Origin of the sequence: uncultured Hymenobacter sp., from assembly GCF_964243305.1 — a bacterium.
In the GTDB taxonomy this organism is placed as follows: domain Bacteria; phylum Bacteroidota; class Bacteroidia; order Cytophagales; family Hymenobacteraceae; genus Hymenobacter.
Map to the genome: position 1 here is coordinate 1 of NZ_CAXTEF010000079.1, position 2,996 is coordinate 2,996.

The 2,996-nt window shown below is 62.3% G+C and carries 3 protein-coding genes; 2 read left to right on the forward strand and 1 reads right to left on the reverse strand.

Annotation, left to right across the window (positions count from 1 at the left end):
* A partial coding sequence (locus ACFE70_RS20040) for an alpha/beta hydrolase (RefSeq protein ID WP_375419559.1) occupies positions 1–1,007 on the forward strand: 1,007 nt, incomplete at its 5' end.
* 163 nt (positions 1,008–1,170) lie between these two features.
* On the opposite strand, the gene ACFE70_RS20045 is transcribed toward ACFE70_RS20040, so the two are convergent.
* The gene (locus ACFE70_RS20045; RefSeq protein WP_375419560.1) at positions 1,171–1,908 is read right to left on the reverse strand and encodes an SDR family oxidoreductase; all 738 of its coding nucleotides are present in this window, start codon (positions 1,906–1,908) and stop codon (positions 1,171–1,173) included.
* A 314-nt stretch (positions 1,909–2,222) separates the two neighbouring features.
* Here ACFE70_RS20045 and ACFE70_RS20050 point away from each other — a divergent pair.
* On the forward strand, positions 2,223–2,996 hold a 774-nt coding region (locus ACFE70_RS20050; RefSeq protein WP_375419561.1), incomplete at its 3' end, for a GAF domain-containing protein.

Sequence of the window (2,996 nt, forward strand, 5' to 3'; positions counted from 1 at the left end):
TTTTCGCCCAAAACCGTCTCGAAACGACGCGTCACCGGACTAGTTGGCTCGAAGCGGGCCCTGTCGACGGCCCCTTAGTCTTCTTTCTGCACGGCTGGCCTGAACTGGGCTTGGTCTGGCACGCTCAACTCGCGCATTTCGCCGCTTCCGGCTGGCGCTGCATCGCGCCTGATATGCGCGGCTACGGCGGCTCAGCGGTGCCCACCGCGACGGGAGCTTACGCCGTGCGCGAGCTGGTAGCGGATATGGTTGAGCTGCACGAGTCGCTGGGCGGCGCTCCGGCCGTGTGGGTCGGCCACGACTGGGGCAGCCCGGTGGTGTGGGCGCTGGCGGCGCACCACGCCGACCGCTGTCGCGCCGTGGTCAGCCTCTGCGTACCCTACTTGGCGCGGGGCCTGGCCTTGCCTACGTTGCTGCCGCTGGTTGACCGCGCCCTTTATCCGGTCGAGCAGTACCCAGCGGGCCAATGGGAATACTTTCTCTTTTACCGGGAAAACTTTGCCCAAGCGGCCCACGATTTCGAAGCCGATGTTGCCGCGACGCTGGCGCTGCTATACCGCGCCGGCTCTCCGGAGGCGATTGGCAAGCCGGCCCCAACGGCCGCCGTTCGTGCCCAGGGTGGGTGGTTTGGCCCGGCGCACCGGGCTCCCGCAATGCCCCGCGATACCGCCCTGCTTTCGCCGGCTGATTACAACACGTTAGTCGCGGCATTTAGCGCAACTGGCTTTCGCGGCGCCAACGCCTGGTACCTGAATGATGCAGCCAATCTAGCCTACGCCGCCGAGGCGCCGAACTTTGGCCGTCTGACCCTGCCGGTGCTCTTCCTGCACGCCGAATGGGATACAGTCTGCGATAGCGTGCACAGCCGCCTCGCCGAGCCCATGCGCATGGATTGCACCAATCTGCATGAGGTCACGATTGAGGGAGGGCACGAACTGATGCTTGAGCGCCCCGCTGAAGTGAATGCGGCGCTTGATGCGTGGTTCACCGCCGAAGGCTTGCGCTAATTAGCAAGCCGAAATTTTCCAAGTTGGCCTCGGCAGCCGGAGCAGCGATGCGGCAACAGACTCCTAGTTGTACAACCCTGAAATCAGTGTTTAGGATTTATTGTTGCCCTAAGCTCCGCTGCCACAATCCCTGCTTGAAATGTTACCCTATCAGCTTACCTGCTTAACGGGTATTCATCTGCTGAAAGCTGGCATCCGCCTCGGCCCGCGAAGCGAGCCGGGCTTGCTCCGAGGTACCGAAGCCGACTTCCTGCTCGCCGGTGACCAGGCGCGCCATCACGGCGTCGGCAAAGGCGTCGACGGGTACCCCAAAGGGGTGCAGGCCGGGGGACCCGAGGTCGGTGTCCACGGCCGGGGGAACGATTTCGAGCACCTCTACCCCCATGGGGAGCAGCTGCTGGCGCAGCGAGAGTGTAAATGAGTGCAGGGCGGCTTTCGTGGCGCAGTAGAGGGGGAGGCCGGCCAAAGGAGCGAAGGCTAAGCCCGAGGTGACGTTGAGGATGGCCGCGCCCGGCTGCTGGCGCAGGTGAGGCAACAGCAGCGCAGCCAAGTGAATGGGGGCCTCGAAGTTGATGGCGATTTCCTGACGCCTGGTTTCCCAATCGGCTGCCAAATCGTCGATTTTCAGCCTGTTCTGGATGCCAGCGTTGTTGACCAGCACGTTAAGGTTGGGGAATTCAATCGTGGCCCAGGTGGCCAAAGCCGCACGGTCGGCGGCCGTGGCCACGTCGGCCACGCGGGTGCGCAGGCCGGGGTGTTGCTGCTGGGCTTCGGCCAGCTTATCGGCGCGCCGACCACAGATGATAACGGTGCTGCCCGCGTTCAGGAAGCGAGTGGCTAGGGCTAAGCCGATGCCGGAAGCACCACCGGTAATCAAGACCGTGTTGTGGGAAAGGTTCATAGACAAACGAAAAGGAGAATGCACCGGCAATGAACCGCCTGTTAGCCAAGCGACCAACAGCGATAGTGAGGGCAGCTCCAACCACACCCTGCGGGCACCCCCTGGGTGGAAGCAGGGAATAATCTATTCGCTTCAACTAAGCCCGTGCCAGCCAGCACAGGCTCCTCGGCTACCGGGAGATAGAGCAGAAAAGGCCCATTTCCAGCCCATTATAGGCGTTATGATTAAACCTTAAACGGTTCAAAACATTAGCCCTGAATGTTTGCTTCCTGATATGCAAGGAGTTCCTTCTAAACGCTCCTGGTATACCAGGAATGACCGACGTTGCCGAAACTTTGCTACCCGTCCTCAACGAGGCCATCGCCACTATTCTTGACAAAGAGGCGCTGTTCAAGGTCGTGTCGAACGAGTTGCGCCAGATTTTCCCGTTCGACCTGCTGGTTATCAGCGTGTTCGATGCGGAGATGAAAAACGAGCGGCTGTTTTTACGGGCCCATGCCGACGGGAATCAGTATGTCAGCATGCCCGTAGTGCCGCTACACTTCGCCGCCATTGGCGGCTCACCGCTCGAAGACTTGTTGAGTGCCCCGGGGGTAGGCCATACCGCCCTGGTCGATTCTCTGGCCAGGTACCCGAATGCTGAATCGCTCCGGCAGATGTGGGCCGTGGGCATTCGCTACCGCACCTGCGTGCCGTTGCGCCGCGGTGGCCGCCTCATCGGGGCCCTCACGCTGGCCACCCGCTGCCCAGCTGCGCGGTCGGCAGCCGACGATGCGCTGCTGGAAAAAATCGGGGCGCTGGTGGCCGCCGCGGTGGCCAACACTCTGGCGTTCGAGGACCTGGCCCGGCGCGAACAAGAGCGCACGCTGCAACTCACTATTGGCACTGCCCTGCTCAGCATTAAACGCCGCGAGCCCCTGTTTCGCGCTATTGCCGGGGCCCTGAGCCACGTGGTGCCGTTCCAGTATTTCGGCATCCGGGTGCAGCGGGCCGGGCAGCCGAAAGTACCCGAGGATTGCGCTGAGTTCCGGCGGGGTTCTGGTCCTGACTCTGCCCTCGAAACGGTGGCCATTGACCACGGCCAATGG

Coding starts and splice junctions, on each gene's coding strand:
- ACFE70_RS20045 (WP_375419560.1), bottom strand. CDS start 1,908: ATGAACCTTTCCCACAACACGGTCTTGATTACCGGTGGTGCTTCCGGC.